20 protein-coding genes are annotated in these 19,182 nt (G+C 76.0%); 10 read left to right on the forward strand and 10 right to left on the reverse strand.

What is annotated here, in order from left to right; all coding sequences use genetic code 11:
- Window positions 1–44: 44 nt before the first annotated feature.
- Entirely contained in the window at window positions 45–617 is a 573-nt protein-coding gene (locus tag FBY24_RS07250; RefSeq protein ID WP_142159355.1) for a hypothetical protein, read from the forward strand.
- A gap of 61 nt (window positions 618–678) precedes the next feature.
- Here FBY24_RS07250 and FBY24_RS07255 read toward each other — a convergent pair whose 3' ends face one another.
- Entirely contained in the window at window positions 679–1,812 is a 1,134-nt protein-coding gene (locus FBY24_RS07255; RefSeq protein WP_142159357.1) for a 6-phosphofructokinase, read from the reverse strand.
- A 314-nt stretch (window positions 1,813–2,126) separates the two neighbouring features.
- Between FBY24_RS07255 and FBY24_RS07260 the strand changes: the two genes are divergently transcribed.
- The gene (locus tag FBY24_RS07260; protein WP_142159359.1) at window positions 2,127–2,426 is read left to right on the forward strand and encodes a hypothetical protein; all 300 of its coding nucleotides are present in this window, start codon (window positions 2,127–2,129) and stop codon (window positions 2,424–2,426) included.
- Window positions 2,427–2,463: 37 nt separating this feature from the next.
- Here the strand turns inward: FBY24_RS07260 and FBY24_RS07265 are convergent, their stop codons facing one another.
- Window positions 2,464–3,327: an AraC family transcriptional regulator gene (locus tag FBY24_RS07265; RefSeq protein ID WP_142159361.1), complete on the reverse strand. Its 864-nt coding sequence runs from the start codon at window positions 3,325–3,327 to the stop codon at window positions 2,464–2,466.
- A 35-nt stretch (window positions 3,328–3,362) separates the two neighbouring features.
- Here FBY24_RS07265 and FBY24_RS07270 point away from each other — a divergent pair, with 35 nt between their 5' ends.
- From FBY24_RS07270 to FBY24_RS07285, 4 genes are all read left to right on the forward strand, one after another.
- Window positions 3,363–3,947 (forward strand): maleylpyruvate isomerase family mycothiol-dependent enzyme, encoded by a 585-nt coding sequence (locus tag FBY24_RS07270; protein ID WP_142159363.1) that lies wholly within the window; start codon window positions 3,363–3,365, stop codon window positions 3,945–3,947.
- 135 nt (window positions 3,948–4,082) lie between these two features.
- Entirely contained in the window at window positions 4,083–4,616 is a 534-nt protein-coding gene (locus FBY24_RS07275; protein WP_140458091.1) for a Dps family protein, read from the forward strand.
- Window positions 4,617–4,658: 42 nt separating this feature from the next.
- Window positions 4,659–5,588 (forward strand): DMT family transporter, encoded by a 930-nt coding sequence (locus FBY24_RS07280; RefSeq protein ID WP_142159365.1) that lies wholly within the window; start codon window positions 4,659–4,661, stop codon window positions 5,586–5,588.
- Window positions 5,585–6,220, forward strand: coding sequence for a GntR family transcriptional regulator (locus FBY24_RS07285; RefSeq protein ID WP_142159367.1), 636 nt, complete (start codon window positions 5,585–5,587; stop codon window positions 6,218–6,220). Before FBY24_RS07280 ends, FBY24_RS07285 begins: the two co-directional genes overlap by 4 nt.
- A gap of 30 nt (window positions 6,221–6,250) precedes the next feature.
- Here the strand turns inward: FBY24_RS07285 and FBY24_RS07290 are convergent, their stop codons facing one another.
- Entirely contained in the window at window positions 6,251–6,925 is a 675-nt protein-coding gene (locus tag FBY24_RS07290) for a LysE family transporter (RefSeq protein WP_160158455.1), read from the reverse strand.
- 148 nt (window positions 6,926–7,073) lie between these two features.
- On the opposite strand from FBY24_RS07290, the gene FBY24_RS18960 reads away from it, so the two are divergent.
- The gene (locus FBY24_RS18960) at window positions 7,074–7,223 is read left to right on the forward strand and encodes a hypothetical protein (protein ID WP_160158456.1); all 150 of its coding nucleotides are present in this window, start codon (window positions 7,074–7,076) and stop codon (window positions 7,221–7,223) included.
- Window positions 7,224–7,264: 41 nt separating this feature from the next.
- On the forward strand, window positions 7,265–7,834 hold the full coding sequence (locus FBY24_RS07295) for a helix-turn-helix transcriptional regulator (protein ID WP_142159372.1): 570 nt from the start codon (window positions 7,265–7,267) through the stop codon (window positions 7,832–7,834).
- A gap of 22 nt (window positions 7,835–7,856) precedes the next feature.
- Here FBY24_RS07295 and FBY24_RS07300 read toward each other — a convergent pair whose 3' ends face one another.
- Window positions 7,857–8,405, reverse strand: coding sequence for a GNAT family N-acetyltransferase (locus tag FBY24_RS07300; protein WP_142159374.1), 549 nt, complete (start codon window positions 8,403–8,405; stop codon window positions 7,857–7,859).
- 114 nt (window positions 8,406–8,519) lie between these two features.
- Here FBY24_RS07300 and FBY24_RS07305 point away from each other — a divergent pair, with 114 nt between their 5' ends.
- The gene (locus FBY24_RS07305) at window positions 8,520–9,845 is read left to right on the forward strand and encodes an AI-2E family transporter (RefSeq protein WP_255432276.1); all 1,326 of its coding nucleotides are present in this window, start codon (window positions 8,520–8,522) and stop codon (window positions 9,843–9,845) included.
- Between the two features lie 79 nt (window positions 9,846–9,924).
- Here the strand turns inward: FBY24_RS07305 and FBY24_RS07310 are convergent, their stop codons facing one another.
- From FBY24_RS07310 to FBY24_RS07320, 3 genes are all read right to left on the reverse strand, one after another.
- Window positions 9,925–11,523, reverse strand: coding sequence for a non-reducing end alpha-L-arabinofuranosidase family hydrolase (locus tag FBY24_RS07310; RefSeq protein WP_142159376.1), 1,599 nt, complete (start codon window positions 11,521–11,523; stop codon window positions 9,925–9,927).
- A 67-nt stretch (window positions 11,524–11,590) separates the two neighbouring features.
- A complete protein-coding gene (locus tag FBY24_RS07315) occupies window positions 11,591–13,105 on the reverse strand; it encodes an endo-1,4-beta-xylanase (RefSeq protein WP_142159378.1) in 1,515 nt (504 codons plus the stop codon).
- Window positions 13,106–13,589: 484 nt separating this feature from the next.
- Window positions 13,590–15,128 (reverse strand): sigma-70 family RNA polymerase sigma factor, encoded by a 1,539-nt coding sequence (locus FBY24_RS07320; protein WP_142159380.1) that lies wholly within the window; start codon window positions 15,126–15,128, stop codon window positions 13,590–13,592.
- Between the two features lie 208 nt (window positions 15,129–15,336).
- Between FBY24_RS07320 and FBY24_RS07325 the strand changes: the two genes are divergently transcribed.
- Window positions 15,337–16,065 carry a PadR family transcriptional regulator gene (locus tag FBY24_RS07325; protein ID WP_255432277.1) on the forward strand — a complete coding sequence of 243 codons (729 nt, stop codon included), beginning with the start codon at window positions 15,337–15,339 and terminating at the stop codon, window positions 16,063–16,065.
- A 2-nt stretch (window positions 16,066–16,067) separates the two neighbouring features.
- Here the strand turns inward: FBY24_RS07325 and aroD are convergent, their stop codons facing one another.
- The 3 genes from aroD to FBY24_RS07340 all read right to left on the reverse strand — a co-directional run bounded on the left by aroD (window position 16,068) and on the right by FBY24_RS07340 (window position 19,080).
- A complete protein-coding gene (gene aroD / locus FBY24_RS07330; protein ID WP_142159382.1) occupies window positions 16,068–16,865 on the reverse strand; it encodes a type I 3-dehydroquinate dehydratase in 798 nt (265 codons plus the stop codon).
- Window positions 16,862–17,458: an ATP-binding protein gene (locus FBY24_RS07335; protein WP_222117216.1), complete on the reverse strand. Its 597-nt coding sequence runs from the start codon at window positions 17,456–17,458 to the stop codon at window positions 16,862–16,864. The genes aroD and FBY24_RS07335 overlap by 4 nt, the downstream gene beginning before the upstream one ends.
- Before the next feature lie 149 nt (window positions 17,459–17,607).
- On the reverse strand, window positions 17,608–19,080 hold the full coding sequence (locus FBY24_RS07340; RefSeq protein ID WP_255432278.1) for an NAD(P)/FAD-dependent oxidoreductase: 1,473 nt from the start codon (window positions 19,078–19,080) through the stop codon (window positions 17,608–17,610).
- Window positions 19,081–19,182: the final 102 nt, after the last annotated feature.

Raw genomic sequence — 19,182 nt, forward strand, 5'->3', positions numbered from 1 at the left:
CACAGGCCACGAGCGAGGATGTCCACGAGATGCGAACGACGAGCGTGACCAGGGCCGCCACCGCGGCTGCGGTCGCCCTGGTGACCCTGACCCTGACCGCCTGCGGCGGCGACGCCGTCGCCCAGGGTTCCGACCGGCAGCCCACGGTCGCCCAGCACACGCAGAGCTCGACGGAGGCGCCCGTCACCGTCGCGCCCACGGCCGAGGAGGTCGACGCCGTCACCCGCGTCGACGCGTCCGGCCCCGGCGAGCACGCGTTCGTGCTCAGCGACGGCCGCGAGGTCCTCGTCGTCGACGGCGAGCCCCTGCCCGAGGAGGTCGTCGCCGACGTCCTCGCCCCCGTCCTCGCGGCGGAGGAGGAGCTCGGCGAGCGCCCCGACGTGAACGGCGTGCTCGAGGCCGCGGCCCGTGAGGCGGTCGCCCGCATCAACGACGGCACCGGTGTGCAGGCGGTCGTCGCGTACCACGGCGCCGACGCCGCCGGGGCGTACTACGTCGCGCTCGACGTGGCCGAGCCCACCCGCTCGCGCGGCGAGGCCCTCACCGCGGCCCGCACGTTCATCGACGGCCAGGCCGACCCGTCCGCGTGGGTCCTGCTGGACGCCACGGAGGACTGACCGGACGGGGGCCGGGCGCGCGCGGCGCGACCCGGCCCGCCCTCCGCCGTGGCGGAGGCCGTCAGTCGCCCAGGCCGGTGCCGACCTGGCGGGCGGCCTGGATCCAGGCGTGGTCCAGGGGCACGAGCTTGACCTTGCCGGCCACGTCCTCGAGCGGCACGGCCTCGGTGCTCTCGCCCCGGGCGGCGACCATGACACCGAACTCCCCGCGCGCGACGAGGTCCGCGGCGGCCGCGCCCAGGCGGGTCGCGAGCAGCCGGTCGGCGGCGCAGGGGGTGCCGCCGCGCTGCACGTAGCCGAGGATCGTCACGCGCGACTCCAGGCCCGTGGCGGCCTCGAGCTCGCGGGCGAGGCGGAACGAGTGCTCGCGCTGGGCGTCCTCGACGTGGGCGAGGTGCGCCTTGGCGGCGCGCTTGGCCTCGGGCGTCTTGGCGGCCTTCACCAGCAGCTGCGCGGCCTGGTAGTCGGACGTGTCGTCGACGTCGCGGGCGCCCTCGGCCACGGCGATCACGGAGAACGAGCTGCCGCGGGCGGTGCGGGCCTTGATCGTCTCCGCCACCGACTCCACCGTGTACGGGATCTCGGGGATGAGGACGATGTCGGCGCCGCCGGCGAGGCCCGCGGCCAGCGTCAGCCACCCGGCGCGGTGCCCCATGATCTCGGTGAGGATGATCCGGTGGTGGCTGTGCGCCGTGGAGTGCACCCGGTCCACGGCGTCCGTCGCGATCTCCGTGGCGGTCGCGAAGCCGAACGACGTGTCGGTCTCGGCGATGTCGTTGTCGATGGTCTTGGGCAGGTGCACCACGTTGAGCCCGGCGTCGAGCAGACGCTTGGCGTTCTTCGCAGTGCCGCCGCCGCCCAGCATGATCAGCGCGTCCAGGCCCAGCGCCCGGTAGTTCTCCACGACGGTCGGCACCATGTCCTGCGGCTCGCCGTCGACCGGGAAGCGGTGCACCTTGTCCCGGCTCGTGCCGAGGATCGTGCCGCCGACGGTGAGGATGCCCGACAGGGCCTTGCCGTCGAGCTCGACGTACCGGTTCTCGACCAGGCCGGTGATGCCGTCGCGGAAGCCGAACAGCTCCATGCCGTAGTGCCCGATCGCGGTCTTGCCGAACCCGCGGATCGCCGCGTTGAGGCCGGGGCTGTCCCCGCCCGCGGTGAGGATGCCCACCTTGCGGGTCGTCGTGCGTGCCATCGTGCGCCTCCGCTGCTCCGAGCGTCGGCGGTGTGCGCCGACCTGTTCGCGCACACTCTCGTGCACGCGCACCACCTGGCACAACGCGCGCGCGGACGGGCACGGGCGGCGCCCGGCGGCGTGTCGCCCGCCGGACGGCGCCCGTGCGCCGCATGATCGTGCGGGAGAGGGCCCGTGGGGCCGTCCCGGTGAACGTCTGCTTCATCCTGTGCCGAGCTCGCCCGACGGGTCTACCGTGGTCGTGCGCGGGCGGTGCCGTCCGCGTCCGGGGCCGGGCGACGACGCCCGCGACCGGCTCGCTCGGGGGGGTTCGGGTGGACACGTCGTACGAGACGCAGACCGATCCGGTGCTGGCGTCGCTGCTCCAGGAGGTCGCACGGACCGCGTCCGCGGTCGACCTCGCACGGTCGGAGGTCGAGCGCCACCAGGGCGCCGGCAGCTACTCCGAGCTGCTCGCCCTGCGCACGTTGCAGGGTGCCGAGGCCGCGCACCGCGCTGCGGTCGACAGCTACGGGCGCCAGCTCGAGAGGGTCGAGCGCGCCCGCGCGGGCGGCGCCGCGCACGCACCGGTGCGCGCGGCGGTACCGCGACGCGGCGTCACCGGGGTGGCGTAGACCTCGACGGCACGGCACCGCCGGGCCGGCGGGTCGGTCAGGCGTGCCCGCCGAATCGGGCGGAGAACGCGCCCGGCGTCATGCCGGTGACGCGGCGGAAGTCGCGGGAGAGGTGCGCCTCGTCGGCGTAGCCGAGGCGCGCGGCGACCTCGGCGAGCGTCGTGGTGCGCCCGCGCAGCGCCCCGGCGGCCTCGTGCAGCCGGCGGCGCTGCACGAGCCACCGGGGCGTGATCCCCAGCCGTCGGCGGACGAGACGCTGGAGCGTGCGCTCCGGCGTGCCGAACCGCTCGCACAGCTGCGCGACCCGGACGATCCCCGGGTCGTCCTCGACCGCGGCGACGACGGCGTTGACGAGCAGGCCCTCGTCGTCGACGGGCAGCCACCGGCGCAGGAGGTCCCCGACCAGGTCCGTCGCCGCGTGCTGGCGGACGGGGTCGGCGGGCCCCGGCGTCATCGTGGCGCGGACGGCGGCGACGCACGTCTCGAGCACGGTGCGCGGGGCGGTCGCGGCCAGCGTGTCGACGATCGGCGCGTGCCGCCCGGCCCACCCGGCGAGCGGCCCGCCGAGCAGCAGCGCACCCGCCGCGGGGCGCAGCATCACCCCGACCGCCCACCCCGTGCCGCGCAGCGTCGTCGTCGACAGGCCGGGCGTCACGCCGTACAGCCGTGCGTACGAGTCCGCCACGACGAGCAGGCACGCGGGGTGCTGGAGGACCTGCTGCTCGGCCTCCTGCCCCGCCGGCACCGACCAGGTCGGCACCCAGTAGCGACGCACCAGGTCGCGCAGGTCGTCGTCGGGGGCCCACCGGCCGATCCGGTAGGTGCGGTCCGCGGGGTCGACGAGGTGCGCGCGCTCGACGTCGTCGTGCCGCGGTGCCGTCGCGGTGTCGGGTTCGTTCAAGGCGCACCTCCTGCCACCCGCCTAGCGTGCCTGCCATGACCGGAACCGCACCCGCCCCCACGCCGCAGGCCGTCCGCGACGCGTACGCCGACCGCTCCGCCGGCCTGCAGGCCGTGCTCGACGCCGTGCGCCCCGCCGCCTGGGACGCGCCGTCGCCGTGCGACGGCTGGACCGGCCGCGACGTCGTCGCGCACGTCCTCGACACCCAGCGCGACTTCCTCGCCGGCCACGGCGTCGACCTCGGGCCCCGGCCGGACCTCGCCGACCCGGCGGACGCGTGGCGGTCGCACGCCACGGCCGTCCAGGCCCTGCTGGCCGACCCGGCGCTCGCCGCGCGCGGCTACGACGGCTTCACCGGACCCACGACCGTCGGCGCCACGCTGCACCTGTTCTACGGCTTCGACATGGTCGCGCACCGGTGGGACGTGGCTGCCGCCGACGGCCGGTCGCACGTCTTCACGGACGCGGACCTCGACGTCCTCGAGGGCATGGTCGCCGCGATGGGCGAGCACCTCTACGGCGACGGCGTGTGCGCGGCACCGCTCGACGTCCCCGCCGACGCCGACCGCCAGACCCGGGCGCTGGCCGCGCTCGGCCGGCGCGCCACGGTCCCCGCCTGAGGGGACCCGCGGACCCTGCGTCCCCGCCGTGCGGGAGCGCGCGGACAGGCCTACCGTCGGGAGGACGCGGGGCCGGCGGCCGGGCGTGGGCGGTGCCGGGACGACCCCGGCCGAGCCCACGACCAGGAGGTAGCCGTGACCAGCACCACCGACCGCCCCGACGTCCCCGTCGACGTGCCGACCGACCTGCAGAACGCCGAGAACGGCTTCACCGCCTCGACCCGGCTGGGCGACCACCTGCAGGCCGTGCTCGCCGACCTCGTCGAGCTGGCGAACCTGGGCAAGCAGGCCCACTGGAACGTGGTCGGCCCGAACTTCCGCGACACGCACCTGCACCTGGACGAGATCGTCGAGGAGGCGCGCGAGCACGCGGACGTCGTCGCCGAGCGCATGCGTGCCCTGCACTTCGTGCCCGACGGGCGCACCGCGACCGTCGCGCAGACCACGACGGTGGCGCCGTACCCGGCGGGGGAGGTGTCGACGCGGCAGACGGTGGACCTCGTCACGGCGGCAGTCGAGCGCACGGTGCAGACGATGCGCCGGGTGCACGACGACGTCGACCAGGAGGACCCGACGTCGGCCGACCTGCTGCACGCGGCGATCGCCGAGCTCGAGAAGCTCGCGTGGATGCTCGCGGCGGAGAACCGCACCCCGGACCCCGTCGAGTGACCGGCGGACGAACGCACGGCGTGATTGTGTAACAATCGCGCCGTGCGCCCCGTCCTCGCCGTCCTCCTCGCGGCGGTCTGCTTCGGCACGACCGGCACCGCCCAGGCCCTGGGCCCCGACGCGCCCGCGCTCGCGCTCGGCGCCGCCCGGATCGCCGTCGGCGGGCTCGCGCTCGGCGCCGTCGCGCTGGTCCTCGCCCGACGCCGGCCCCCTGCCGTCCCGGTGCCCGCCCCGCTGCCCGTCCCCGCGGCCGCCCGCGCGGCCGCGGTCGTCGTCGGCGCGCTCGGGGTGCTCGCGTACCAGCCCGCGTTCTTCGTCGGCACGGCCCGCAACGGCGTCGCCGTCGGCACCGTCGTCGCGCTCGGTGCGGCCCCCGTGATCACGGGACTGCTCGCCTGGGCGCTGCGCCGCGAGCGGCCCGGTGCGTCGTGGATGCTCGCCACCGCGCTCGCGACGGCCGGTGTCGCGGTGCTCGGGCTCGGCGGGGGAGAGGCCGCCGCCGCGGGCGCGGTCGACCCCGTCGGCGTCCTCGCGTCCCTGGGCGCGGGCACCGCGTACGCCGCCTACACGCTGGCCGGCAAGGCGCTCATCGACCAGGGCTGGGACGCCACCAGCAGCATGGGGACGATGTTCGGCACGGCAGGGGTGGTGAGCGTGGGCGTGCTCGCCGCGGGGGACACGTCCTGGCTGGTCGACGGCCTGGTCACGGTGCTCTGGCTCGGTCTGGTCACCACCACCGGCGCCTACGTGCTCTTCGGGTACGGCCTGGCCCGGCTCGCGGCACCGACGGTGGCCACCCTCACCCTCGCGGAGCCGCTCACGGCCACCGTCCTGGGCCTCGCGGTGCTCGGGGAGCGGCTGTCCGTGGCGTCGGTGCTCGGCCTGGGCGTCCTCGCGGCCGGCCTCGTGGTGCTCGCCCTCGGGGCGCGCCGCAGGTCGCCGCTGCCCGTCGTCGCCGGGACCGTCGCGTGAGCCCCGCCCGCGCCACGTCGGCCCGTGCGGTCGCCGAGGCCGTCCGTGCCGACGTGCTGGCCGGGCGGCTCGCTCCCGGCACGCCGCTGCGCGAGGAGGCGCTCGCCGCCGCGCACGGGGTCTCCCGCCACACGGTGCGGTCCGCGCTCGCGGTCCTCGTCGCTGAGCGCCTGGTCACCTACGAGGAGTTCCGCGGCGCCCGGGTCGCCCGGCTCGACGACGACGAGGTGCGCGCCCTGCAGGACCTGCGCGCGGCGCTCGAGTGCGAGGCCGTGCGCCTGCTCGCCACCCGGCACCCGGACGGCTGGCCGCCGTCCGTGACGCAGGTGCTGACCGCGGCGGTCGACGCGCTCGGCGCGACGGACCCGGACGACTGGCCCGCCGTCGAGCGTGCCCACGCGCAGGTGCACGTCGCGCTGGTCGAGGCCGCGGGCTCGCCGCGGATCACCGAGGCGTACCGGGCGCTGACCGCCGAGATGCACCTGCTGCTGCTGCACGCGCGCCGGCACTACGACGTGCCCGCCCTGGTCGCCGAGCACACGGCGTACCTGGCCGACGTCCGGCGCCGCGGCCCGGCGGCCGTGCGCGAGCACCTCACGCACCTGGCCGCGCTGCTGCGCACCGGCCGCTGACCGCCGCCGTCACCGGTCAGCCCGGCGCGGTCAGCCCAGCGCGGTCCGGACGGCGAGCACCAGCACCACGGCTGCACCCACCAGGCCTGTCCACCGCCGCCCGCGGGGCCCGGCCAGCAGGGTGCCACCCCACCCGCCGGCCGTGCCGAGCACGAGCTGCCACGCCGCCGACGCGACCAGGGCCCCGACGGCGAACGCCGCGCGCTGCCCACCCGTCGTCAGCGTCGTCGTCGCCGACCCCGCGGTGAGGGCGACGAAGTAGACGACCGTCGTCGGGTTGACGACCGTCGCGCCCAGGACGAGCCAGAACGCCCGGGCCGGCGTCATGGCGCGGGTCGCGACGCCTGCCGAGGGGGCGGCGCCCGGTGCGGCGGGTGCGCCGTCCGCCGGGGTGGACGGGTCGGCGGCGTCGGCCGCGGGGGAGCGCAGGAGCAGCGCCGCCACGACGACGAGGACGGCCGCCGCGAGCCACCGGACGGCGTCACCGGCCTGCAGCAGCACCGGGGCCAGCGCGGCGCCGGCCACCACCGCGACGGTCGCGTACGCGCCGTCGACGACCGCGGCCCCGAGCCCGCCCGCGCAGCCGGTGCGCCACCCGTGCCGGGCGCCGAGGAGCACGATCATCACGCTGACGGCACCGACGGGCACGGCGATCGCCCAGCCGGCGAGGAGCCCGGCGAGGGCGGCGGGGGCGAGGTCGGGCACGGCACGAGGATGGCGCCCGGCACGGGCGTGCGTCACGCGCAATGACCGTGCAACACCTCTTGCGCAACAACCATTGCGCAAGAGGTGTTGCACGCGTAGGGTCGGTCCTGCCGCCGCACCCGGCGACCAGGAACGAGAGGGGACCGCCATGCACCGCCCGCCGCGCCGCACCCGCACCGCTCGCACCACCGACCGCACGACCGACCGCCGACCCGGCTTCGACCCCGTCGCCGAGCGCGACGCCCTCCGCCGCGACCGGCTCGCCGCCGAGGCCCAGCTCCGCCACCGCCCGTTCTGACGCCCCCGCCCCGACACCCACGCCCGAGGAGCGCCCGACCCGTGGCCGACCCCGCCCGCACCCTGCAGACCTCCGACCCCGCGGTCCTCCGTGCGCTCGCCCACCCCCTGCGCGTCGAGATCCTCGAGCTCCTCGACGACGACGGCGAGCTCACGGCCAGCGACGTCGCCGCCCGCACCGGCCACACCGTCGCCAACTGCTCGTTCCACCTGCGCCAGCTCGAGAAGGCCGGCTACGTGGAGCGGGCGACGCCCCGCGGGCGCGAGAAGCCCTGGCGCGCCGCGCACGCCCAGCGCCGCATGCAGGCCGACGTGGACGACCCGGCCTCCGTGGCCGGCGTCGCCGCCGTCGCGGCGCTCGTCGTCCAGCGCGAGGCCGCCCGCCTCGTCGACCACTTCGCGCACCCCGAGGACTACGACCCCGACTGGGTCAGCGCGACCACCCTCACCACGGCCCGGTTCTGGGCCACCCGGGACGAGCTCGCGGAGCTGTGCCGGGCCGTCGAGTCGCTCACCGAGCGGTTCGCCGGCCGGTCCGACGACCCCGCGCTCCGCCCGCCCGGCGCCCGCCCCGCCCGCCTGTTCGCCGCCGCCCACCCCGAGGACGGCTGACGCATTCCAGGCGCGGCGCGCGTCAGGACGCGTCCGCGGGCGGGACCCCCGCACCCGGGCCCAGCGCGCGCTGCACCTTCGTCACGTCGCGCCACGCCCCGAGCTTCCAGCCCACCGCGCGGAACGTGCCCGCGGGCTCGAAGCCCAGCGACGCGTGCAGGCCCGCGCTCGCCGGGTTCGGCAGGGTGTAGCCCGCGACGACCTGCCGGAAGCCCCGCTCGGTCAGCCGGTCCAGCAGCGCCGTGTACAGGATCCGGCCCAGCCCCCGCCCGCGGGCCGCCGGGGCGAGGTACACGCTCGTCTCGCACGCCCACCGGTACGCCTCGCGCGCCGCGTACGGGCCCGCGTACGCGTAGCCGACCGTCACGCCGCCCACCTCCGCGACGAGGAACGCGTGCGACGCGAGCGCCGCCCCCACCCGTCGGGCCATCTCGTCGACGCCCGGCGGCTCGACCTCGAACGACACGGTCGTGCCCTCGACGTACGGCGCGTAGATCGCGGCGCACGCGGCCGCGTCGGCGGTCGTGGCGTCGCGCACCACGACGGGCTCGTGGCCTGCGGGGCTGCTCATGGGCGGCAGGGTAGCCGCCCCGGGCGCGGCACGGGCCCGCCTCCACCGGCGGTGCGGGCGCCGGTCCTAGGGTGGGCGCACCGGTCGAGGACCGGCCCGCGCGAGGAGGACCACGTGACGCCGCAGGACGACCCCCAGCACCGACCGGCCGCCGAGCCGACCGACCGGCCGGCCACCCCGCCGGCCACCCCGGGCGCGACGGGCACCGCCGTCGACGACGCCCCGGCACCCGCCCCGATGATCGGCGCCCCCGCCGCACCGGGCGACGAGGGGACCCGTCCCCTGCAGCACGACGCCCGCCGCCCGCCGCGCTGGTGGGGCAAGGGGCTGGCCATGGCCGTCGCGGCCGTGTTCGTCGGCGTGTGGGCGTGGGGCGCGGTCGCCGCGCTGCAGGGCCTGCTCGTCAACCTGCTCATCGCCGCGTTCATCGCCCTCGCGCTCGAGCCGATCGTCGTCTGGCTGGTCCGGCACGGCTGGAAGCGCGGGGCGGCCGCGGCCGTCGCGCTGCTCGGCGGCCTCGTCGCCGTCGTCGTGGTGCTCGCGCTGTTCGGCAACCTGTTCGTGCAGCAGCTCGTCCAGCTCATCCGCAACGTGCCCGACGCGTACGCGGGCGTGCAGGACCTGGTGCGCGACCGCTTCGGCGTCGAGGTGCCGCGCGTCGAGGACCTGCTGCAGCAGGCGGCCGAGGAGTGGGGCTCCGAGGTCGCCGGTCAGGCGCTGGCCATCGGGTCGAGCGTGCTGGGCGCGGTCTTCGCGTCGCTGACGATCGGCCTGGTGACGTACTACCTGCTGGCCGCGGGCCCACGGTTCCGGGCGTCGATCTGCCGCTGGCTCACCCCGAACCGGCAGCAGGAGGTGCTGCGGCTGTGGGAGATCACGCAGGTCAAGGTCTCGGACTTCATCAACACCCGCATCGTGCTGGCCGCGATCTCCACGGTCGCGACGTTCGCGTTCCTCGCCGTGCTCGGCACCCCGTACTCCGTGCCGCTCGCGGTGTTCGTCGGCCTGACCTCGCAGTTCGTGCCCACGATCGGCACGTACCTGGGCGGTGCGCTGCCCATCGTCGTCGCGCTGACCTCGCAGGGCGTGCCGCAGGCGGTGGCCGTCCTCGTGTTCGTCGTGGCGTACCAGCAGGTCGAGAACCTGTGGCTGTCGCCGAAGATCTCCGCGCGTGCCCTGGAGATGAACCCGGCGGTGTCGTTCGTGGTCGTGCTCGCGTTCGGCGCCGTGTTCGGTGCGCTCGGTGCGTTCCTGGCCCTGCCGGTCGCGGCGACGATCCAGGCCGTCGCCAACACGTACGTCCAGCGGCACGAGCTCGTCCAGTCCCACATGCTCCAGGATCCGGTGGGTGACGGGCCGCCGCGCGAGCGCGGCGACGCCGGCAAGGCGCGTGCCGCGGCCGACGAGGTCGAGCGACGCAGGACCGACGACCAGCGCTGAGCGGGCCGACCGCCGCAGGACGGACGAGCCCGCCCCGGCCGTGGAGGTCGGGGCGGGCTCGTGCGCTGCGGGGAAGGCGTCAGCAGGTGGAGTTCGTCTGCGTGAGCAGACCCATCCGCCAGGGCAGGAGCAGGTAGTCGCCCGAGGCGGACGGGCTCTGCCCCTGGTAGACGTACTGCAGCCGGCACGGGCTGATCGGCAGCGTCTGGTCGTTGCCGGACCGCACGAGCTCGCCGTGGCTGATGTCCTGCGTCCACGTGCCCTCGGGGAAGGTCACGTTGGCGCGGCCCGCGAACGGGTTGGACTCCGTGGCGGCGAGCGGCGTCCACGCGCCCGTCAGGCTCGTCGCCGTCCAGGACCGGAAGTAGCGGCGGCCGGTGGAGCCGATCGCCTCGACGACCATGAGGTACTGGTTCTTCCCGGCGACCTTGTAGACGTTGGCGCCCTCGAAGTTGTTGTTCGGCTTGTCGGTCATGACGATCTGGACGTTGCCGAAGCCGTTCGGGAAGTTCGCCAGCGCCGTCTGGGCCCGGTACGTGTGGCCGTTGTCGTCGCTGAAGAACAGGTAGCAATTCTGGGCGTCGCAGATGTTCCAGAAGTCGATCCAGGTGCCGTTGCCCTTGTTCTGCGACACGATCGCGGGCTCGTTGGCGATGAGCTTCTTCGGCGCGGACCACGACAGCGGGTCGGCGGGGTTCTTCGTCGTGGAGTAGGTCGGCGGACCGGTCTGGTAGACCATGTACCACAGGTCCTGCGGCGCGAAGTAGAACACCTGGGGAGCGGCGCGGTAGCCGGCCCCGATGCCCGAGCGGTCGAGGTACGTGTGCGTCGCGGACGACGCCTGCGACCAGTCGCTGAACGCGTAGTGCACCAGGCCCCAGCCCTTGCTGCTGGCCGTCGTGGCGTACACGTGCCACTTGTCCTGGTAGCGGATCACGGAGAAGTCCTTGACCGCGACCGCGGGGTGGCTGGCGTCGGGCTTCGGGCCGGCGAGGACGCCGCTGGAGCTCCAGCGGAAGCTCGACGGGAGCGACCCGGTGGCCGTCGGTGCGGACGCCGAGGCCGACGGGGACGGCGTCGGAGCCGGGCTGGTGGCCGTGCCGACGCGGACGAGCTGCCACTGCTGGTTGGTGCCGCCCCAGCTGTCGTACTGGACGACCGCGCCGCCGTCGGCGGTCGAGGCGCCCTGGACCTCCAGCGCCTTGCCGGAGTTCCGGTTCTGCAGCGTCACGTAGCCGTTGCTCGTGTCGACCAGCCGGAACTGCTGGTTGGTCTGGTTGCGGTCCGTGTACTGGGTGATCGCGGCGCCGTTGGCGGTCGAGAAGTTCAGGACGTCGAGGACCTTGCCCGACAGCCGCGACTTCAGCCGGTAGTAGCCGCCCCCGGAGTCCACGAACTGCCACTGCTGCTGCGTGCCGTCGTTGCGCGACCACTGCACGATCTTCGCGCCGTCGTTCGTCGCCATGTTGTACACGTCGAGGGCCTTGCCGCTGCCGCGGTTGACCAGCACGTACGACGCGGACGTGTCGACCGTCGCGGCCGAGGCGTCCTGCGCCCGCACGAGCCCCACGGCGCCCACGACCGCCACCGTCGTCACCGCCACCGCGGCCACGAACCGCCGTGACACGCGCCCCGCGTGGAACCGCGGCGGGCGGGACCTGCTCCCTGCTGAACTCATCGTCGTCTCCTCGAAGGGTGCGGGTGCCGGGTGCCGGCCGCCCCTCGCGGCCGGCACCCGGCGGGGGTCAGCCGACCTTGACCAGCTGCCACTGCTGGTTGGCGCCGCCCCAGTTCTGGTACTGGACGACGGCGCCGCCGTCGGCGGTCGACGCGCCCATGACCTCGAGGGCCTTGGTGCTGTTGCGGTTCACGAGGGTGACGTGCCCGCTGGACAGCGTGGTCAGGCGCCACTGCTGGTTGGCCTGGTTGCGGTCCGTGTACTGGGTGACCGCGGCGCTGTCGGCCGTCGAGAAGTTGGTGACGTCGAGGACCTTGCCCGACAGGCGGGACTTCAGGCGGTAGTAGCCGTCACCGGAGCTGACGAACTGCCACTGCTGCTGGGTGCCGTTGTTGCGCGACCACTGGACGATCTTGGCGCCGTCGTTGGTGGCCAGGTTGTAGACGTCGAGCGCCTTGCCGCTGCCGCGGTTGACCAGCACGTACCAGGCCGAGGTGTCGACGGCGCCGGTGCCGGGGGCCGGCGTGGTGGGCGTCGGCGTGGGGGTCGTGGTGCCGCCCGCGTTGAGGGCGTTCAGGACCGCGGTGTACGCGGCCTTCTTGTTGCCCGAGGAGTCGAACAGCAGCGGGTTCTTGCCGGTGCGCCACGAGTCGTTGTCGCGGATGCCCCACACGGTGATGCCGGTGCAGCGGCTCACGGCCAGGCACGCCTCGGTGACCTGCTTGTACGCGTTGGCCTGGTTGGAGCCCTGCTCGATGTCGAGCTCGGTGATCTGCACGTCGACGCCCAGGTCGGCGAACCGCTGCAGGTTGGCCTTGTAGTCGCCGGGGATCGTGGTGCCGAAGTGCGACTGGAAGCCGACGCAGTCGATCGGGACGCCGCGCGCCTTGAAGTCCTTGACCATGTTGTACACGGCCGTCGACTTCGGGTTGATCGAGTCGGTGTTGTAGTCGTTGTAGCAGAGCTTGGCGCCCGGGTCGGCGGCGCGGGCGGCGCGGAACGCGGCCTCGATCCAGTCGTTGCCGGTGCGCTGCAGGTTCGAGTCGCGGCGGGCGCCCAAGGTCCCGTCGGCGAACGCCTCGTTGACGACGTCCCAGGTGTGGATCTTGCCCTTGTAGTACGTCGCGACCTTGGTGACGTGGTTCATCATCGCGCTGCGCAGCGCCGTGCCGGACATGCTCTGCGCCCACGAGGGCTCCTGCGAGTGCCACAGCAGCGCGTGACCGCGGACCTTCATGCCGTTGGCCCGGGCGTGGTTCACGATCCGGTCGCCGGACGTGTAGGAGAACTGGCCCTGGCGGGGCTCGGTCGCGTCCCACTTCATCTCGTTCTCCGCCGTGACGGAGTCGAACTCGCGGTTGAGGATGCCGGTGTAGACCGGGTCGCTGAGCTTGTTCGCCGCGATGGCCGCCCCGAAGTAGCGGCCCTTGGCGGCCGCCGAGTCGTCGAGGGTGGTGGCCGCCTGGGCGGGGCCGGCGACCGAGAGCAGGGTGGCGGCGAGCGCGACCGTGGCGAGCGCACCGCCGATCTTCCGGCGTCGTCCGAGGGCGCCTCGGGCGGACCGTGACGTGCTGGTGGACATGTCGTTCCTCTCATCCGTGACACGGGTCCTGATGAGCCATCAGGTGTCCGACGAGCCGGCCGCGGGGAGCAGACGATGTGCGCCCTGACGGGGCGGCCCGGGGTTGTCGCGAATGACGCTAGACGATCCGCACGTGCCGGAAAGGATTCGTTGCAGAAGTCTCATGGAATGCATCTGCGCAGGTCGGAAGGCGCTTTTGGGCCAATGCAAGAATGCCGCCGCGCCCGTTGCGGGCCGGCGTTGCGGTGCTGCATTGTTCAATGGTCGGCGAGGGCGCGCCGGGGCGAGCGGTGCTCGTCGCGGCGGTCGTGGTGCGCGTGGCGCCTCGTCCGGGTGCTCTCCTGCTGCGTGCTCCTGCCGTGCTCGTCCTCGTGGTCGGTGGTCGGAGCCGCGTACGGCTCGTCCCCCGGAGGAGGAGACGCGCAGGAGGGGGAGGGCGTAACGAAAAGTGCGCCCGGTGCGCCGGCGGGTGCGCCGGGCCGGCTCAGGGCGCGGGAGGCGGGCGCAGCACGAAGGACGCCTCGCCGGCGGCCTCCTCCTGCGCGTCGGGCACGTCGACCCACACGCCGTCGTCGCGCACGTGCACGACGAGGTACTCGTAGTTGCTGGTCCGCAGCGTCACGGTGCCGTCCGCGGAGCCCGGCTCCGGGCAGAACGTCGCGTCCTGCCGGAAGAGCTCCGTGCCGTCGGCGGGCTCGACCCGCAGCTGCAGCTCACGGTGGCGCAGGTGCTGGCCGTCGGGCGCCGTGAACGTCGTGCACGACGGGTCCGCCAGGCCGGGGCCGGCGACGAAGGTCGCGGCCTCGCGGGTCGCGGCGTCGGACGCCGGGACGGGCTGCAGCGCCACGGCCTGGCCCGCGTCGACGAGGAAGAGGCCGGGGCTCTGCACCGACTCCAGCCACCACGTCCCCGCGGGCACCAGCCCGGTCGGCTCGGGCGACGGGGAAGGGGTCGGGGACGGCGTCGGCGGTGCCGCGGGTGCGGAGGTCCGCGGCGCCGGCGCGGGCGTCGCGGTGGGTGTCGGCGCCTCGACGACGACGGGCGGCGGCTCGGGTGCCGGCTCGACCACCTGCGGGACCACCACGCCGGCGACGACCAGCGCACCGGTGGCGGTGCTGGCGGCCGGGTGCGCCGCCACGAGCTGCGCGAGGCGGCCCAGCAGCGAGGCGGCCGGCTCGGCGGCCGAGGCCGCGGCCCCCGACGCGGCGGCGACCTGGGCGGCGGTCGCACCTTCTGCGCCCAGCCGCGCGGCCAGGGCCGCCGGGACGACCACCGGGGCGAGCCCGGCGAGCAGCCGGTCGGGAGACGTGCGCCCGGCGCTCGTGGCCAGGCACACCGGGCAGCCGCGCGCGTGGCGGTGGATCCGCTTGCGCCACACCGGCGCCGGGCGGCCGTCCCACCGGGCCAGGAGGCCGTCGAGCTCGGTGCACCGCGGCGTCGCCTCCAGCGCGGCGACCACGTCGCGCGCCACGACGAGCTGCTGGCGCACGCGCTGGCGCCGCACCCGCAGGTGCGCGCCGCTCGCACCCGCGGCCTCCGCCACCTCGGAGCGGGTCAGCCCGCCCGCCTCCTCCTGCACCCACAGGGCGAGCAGGGTGCGTGCGCCGTCGTCGAGCCAGCGCGTCGCGGCGAGCAGCTCGCGGCGCTGCTGCGCCAGGTGCAGGCGGCCGACGACGTCGCCCTCCACGTCGTCCTCGGCGGGCACGGCGTCGGCCTCGGGCAGCGGGGCCAGGGTGTCGAGCGCGCTCCGGCGCCGCCGGTGGTGGCTCGCGACCTGGCGGACCGTGATCGCGACCAGCCAGGAGCGGAACGACTCCGGCCGCCGCAGCCGCGGCAGCTCACGGACCGCCCGCACGAAGGTGTCCTGCACGACGTCGTCGACGTCCGCGTGCCCGCCGAGGGCCCGGGCGACGATGCCGTAGACCAGCGGCAGGTGCTCGGCGACGAGCCGGTCGAGCGCCTCGTCGTCGCCCGCCTGCGCCACGACGACGAGCTGCAGGGTGGCTGTGTCGGTCGTCGTCATCGCGGCCTGCTCCGCCCTGTCCGATCGGTCCCGCGGCGCCGGCGGTCGAACGGCCGGTCCGCGCGGGACTCTAGCCCACGGGGTGCGGGTGCCCCGGCTCGGCTGCGGCCCGCTCGGGTGGGGGTGGCGCACCGGAGCGAGCAGGCGTACGGTACCGATATATCGGAACGCATCACAAGGGCGCGTCCGCGACGAGAGGGCACCTCCCATGAGGGCGAACGACATGCGACACCTGCTCGGCGGCGACGGTACCCGCCGCCCCCGCCGCGGCCCCCGGCCCGGCGACGACGCACCCGGTGGCGGGGACCCGCGCGGCGGGCACGGGCACGGGCGCGGCGACCACGACGGCCTCCACCACGACGGCCCCCACCGGGGCGGTCGCGGGCGGGGCCCCGGTTTCGGACCGGGCTTCGGCCCCGGCTTCGGACCGGGCTTCGGACCGATGGGCGGCGGCCCCGGCCACGGCGGCCCGCACGGGCCGCGGGGTCGTGGACGGGCGCGCCGCGGTGACGTCCGGGCCGCGATCCTCGCGCTGCTGGCGGACGGGCCGTCCAACGGGTACGGCCTGATCAAGGGCATCGCCGAGCGCACCGGCGGGGTGTGGCGGCCCAGCCCCGGCTCGGTCTACCCCACGCTCCAGCAGCTCACCGACGAGGGCCTCGTCGCGCCCGTCGACCCGACGAGCCCGCGGACGGACCACGCGCTGACCGACGCCGGGCACGCGTACGTCGCCGAGCACCCCGACGAGCTCGAGGCCGCGTGGGGCCCGGCCGCGCAGCGCTGGGAGGAGCACGGCGAGCTGCTGGCCGCGTCCGGCAAGCTCTTCGGCGTGCTCCGCCAGGTGCAGGCCGAGGGGTCGACCGACCAGCGGGCCCGTGCGGTCGCCCAGGTCGACGCGCTGCGCCGCGAGCTGTACCGGATGCTCGGCGAGGAGTGAGCTCAGGCTCCCGGGGAGGACGGCGCGCCGTCGGCCGCCAGGGCGCCGTGCACGAGCGCGAGCACGCCGTGCAGGGCGGTCGCGTCGACCTGGCCGGGGGCGCTCGCCGCGCCCACGGACCCGAAGGTCAGCGCCGAGCCGACGACCTCGCCGGCCAGGCGCGTGACCACGCCCAGCCCGCCCATCGCCATGGTCGCCGCCGGGCGCGCGGCGTCGCGCGCGAAGTCCGCGGTCGCGCCGAGCAGCGCGAGGACGTCGTCCACGTCGCGCGGCATGACGGCGATCTTGCACAGGTCGGCGCCCGCCGTGGCCTGCTCCCGCAGCAGCGCGAGGAGCCGCTCCCGCGGGGGTGTCGCGGCGAAGTCGTGGTGCGAGAGCACGACCGCGGCACCGGCGTCGTGGGCCCGCCGCACCAGGTCGGCGCGGTGCGCTGCGGCGAGCTCGACGTCGACGGCGTCGGCCTGCCCGCCCGCGAGCACGGCCGCCACGAGGGCGGCGTAGGCGTCCTCGTCGGCGGGCTGGACGCCGCCCTCACGGACCGTGCGGAACGTCGCGAGCAGCGGGGTGCCGTCCGGCAGGGCTGCCCGCACGTCGGTGACGGCCCGCACGGCGACACCGGGGTCCGTCGCGCTGCCGGTCAGGTGGTCGAGACGCAGCTCGACGACGTCGGCGGCACCCGCCGGGAGGGCGGCGACGCCCCGGGCCGCGTCCGCGGGCGTCCGCTCGACGACGGGCACGCACACGGCCGGCCGGCCGGCGCCCAGCGTGACCGAGCGCAGCGTCAGCGTGGGGGTGCTCACCGCCGCCGGGGCCCGGAGAACGTCGCCCACACGTGCTTGAGGCCGGACTCGGTGTACCAGCCGACGTCGAGGGACAGGCGGCGGGCGATCTGCAGGCCGAACCCGCCCTCGCCCGGCCCGCGGCCCTCGGCCAGGTGCGGGTGGTGCGTCAGGTCGGAGTCCGTGACGTCGAGCAGGAAGTCGTGGCCGTGCTGCCACAGGCGCACCTGGGTCGGCGGCTCGCCGTGCGCGAGGGCGTTCGTCGCCAGCTCGGACGCGACGAGGACGACCTTCTCCTCGATGTCGCCGAGCGTGCGCGAGCCGTCGGACGTCGCCGCGGCGAGCTGCTCGCGGAGCTCGCCGCGCAGGGCGCGCAGCTCGGCGGCGCCCGCGAGGACCCACCGGCGCACCGCGACGAACTCCTCCGGGGGCCGGGCGGCGGGCAGCAGCCGGCCGCGGGGCGAGGGGACCGTCGGGTCGTCGGACGGCAGCTGGGCCGGGGCGGTCGTACCCGCCTCGGGGTCCGTCGCCGGGTCGGAGACCACGGGTGCGGGCCGGGCCAGCGTGGCGGGCGGCGCGACGGGTGCCGGTGCCGTCCGCTGGTCGTCCGTCACGCGCCGTCTCCGTCCGTTTCGGCAGGCGCCGCGGGCCCGGTGCCCACGGCTCTCCTCACGACGGTAGGCGTCCGGGTTCGATCGCACCACAGGCCGTGGTCCGCCGCCCCTGGTCTGGACGGACGTTCACCCGGAGGAACCGCCGCGGGTCATGGTGCCAGACGCGGGGTGGTGCCGACGTCGAACACCTGCCGCAGGGCGCGTCGGGCCGCGAACCAGCCGGGCATCCCGTGCACCCCCGGACCCGGCGGTGTCGCGGACGAGCACAGGTACACGCCCTCGGCGAGTCGGTAGGGGTCCGGGGCCGCCGTGGGGCGCACGACGACCTGCCGCAGGTCGACCGCGCCCGCCGAGATGTCGCCCCCGACGTAGTTCGCGTCGTGCTCGGCCATCCGTGACGCGGGGATGCAGCGGGACGCCACGACGAGGTCCCGCACGCCCGGCGCCGCGCCCTCCAGCTGGTCGAGCACCTGCTCGGTGACGTCCATGTCGGACCCCGCGGGCACGTGCGCGTACGTCCAGAGGGGGCGCAGGCCGCCGACGACGCGGCCCGGGTCGGCGACGGAGGGGTCGCTGACCAGCACCACCGGGGCCGCCGCGTGGCGCCCCGCCGCGACGTCGGCCTCGGCCGCGGCCAGCTGCGCGCGGGTGCCGCCGAGGTGCACGGTCCCCGCCAGGCCCACCTCCGGCGCCCGCCACGGCACGGGCCCCGACAGCACGAGGTCGACCTTCGCGGCGCCGTCGCCGTGCCGGAACCGGCGCAGGGCCCGGGCGGTGCGCGCGGGCAGCCGATCGCCCAGCAGGTCCGCGGCGGCACCGGCGCCGGTGCTGAGCAGGACGCAGCGGGCCGGCGGCAGGTCCGCCCACCCGCGCACGGGCCGGTCGGTGAGCACCCGGCCGCCGTGCGCCTCGAGGTCGGCGCGCAGCGCCGCCACGATCGCTCCCGAGCCCCCGCGCGGCACCGGCCAGCCGTCGCCGGCGTGCGCGAGCGACGCCAGCAGCAGGGCCGTGCCCGCGGCGGCGGGCGACGGCAGCCGGCTGATCGCGTGCGCACCCACGCCGGTCAGCAGCGCGGGGGCGACGTCGTCGACGAACCGGTGCGACCACAGCGCGGTGCCCTGCTCGAGCACCCCGCGCGCCAGGTGCAGCGCCGTGGGCACCCCGCGCGGGAGCACACCGGCCGGGACGCTGCGCTTGTCGCCCAGCGTGAGCGCCACGAGGGTGCCGACGTCGCGCACGAGCGGCCCGAGCAGGCGCCGCCACGCCGTGCCGTCGACGCCCAGGTGCTCGGCCGTGCGGTCGAGGTCGCGGTACGCGACGCCCGCCCGCCCGCCGGGCAGCGGGTGCGCGTACTGCGCCGGCGGGGTGAGCAGGTCGACGCCCCGGGCCGGCAGGTCGAACTCCTGGAAGAACGGCGACGCCCACGCCAGCGGGTGCACCGCCGAGCAGATGTCGTGCACCACCCCGTCCGCGAGGCCCAGGTCGAGCGTGCGGGCGCCGCCGCCGGCGGTGGGCTGCTCCTCCAGCACGAGCACCCCCAGCCCGGCGCGGGCGCACGTCACCGCCGCCGCGAGCCCGTTGGGCCCCGACCCGACCACCACCACGTCCACCGGTGCGCCCACCGTGCTCCTCCCGTCGGTCCGCCCCTGCCCCACCCTGCCCCACCCCGTGCCGCCCCGCCGCCGTGCCCGCCGTCCCGTCGGACCCCGCCGCGTCGTCCGGGC

This window comes from Cellulomonas sp. SLBN-39, assembly GCF_006715865.1.
Taxonomy (GTDB): Bacteria; Actinomycetota; Actinomycetes; order Actinomycetales; family Cellulomonadaceae; genus Cellulomonas.